1 pseudogene is annotated in these 289 nt (G+C 46.7%); it reads left to right on the top strand.

Features of this window, described 5'->3' with window-relative positions:
• Window positions 1-289 (top strand): annotated as a pseudogene (locus tag AB5935_RS26835) (NADH-quinone oxidoreductase subunit C); the annotation flags it as partial.

Here is a 289-nt window from a genome sequence, read left to right on the forward strand (position 1 = left end):
ACGGGTAACATCATCCCACAAAGCCGTATGAAAGGCGTCGGTGTGTTAAGCCGTGAAGATGCCATCTCTTTCGGTTGTACCGGAGGTACAGGCCGTGCATCAGGATGGGCGTGTGACGTACGTAAACGAATGCCATACGGTGTATATGACAAAGTCGATTTCAAAGAAATCGTTTATACGGAAGGTGACTGCTTTGCCCGTTACCTGGTGCGTATGGATGAGATCATGGAAAGTCTGAACATCATTGAGCAATTAATAGACAATATTCCCGAGGGACCTTATCAGGAAA

The sequence above is a fragment of the Phocaeicola sp. RTP21198st1_B8_RTP21198_201120 genome (genome assembly GCF_040929485.1).
In the GTDB taxonomy this organism is placed as follows: Bacteria; Bacteroidota; Bacteroidia; order Bacteroidales; family Bacteroidaceae; genus Phocaeicola; species Phocaeicola dorei.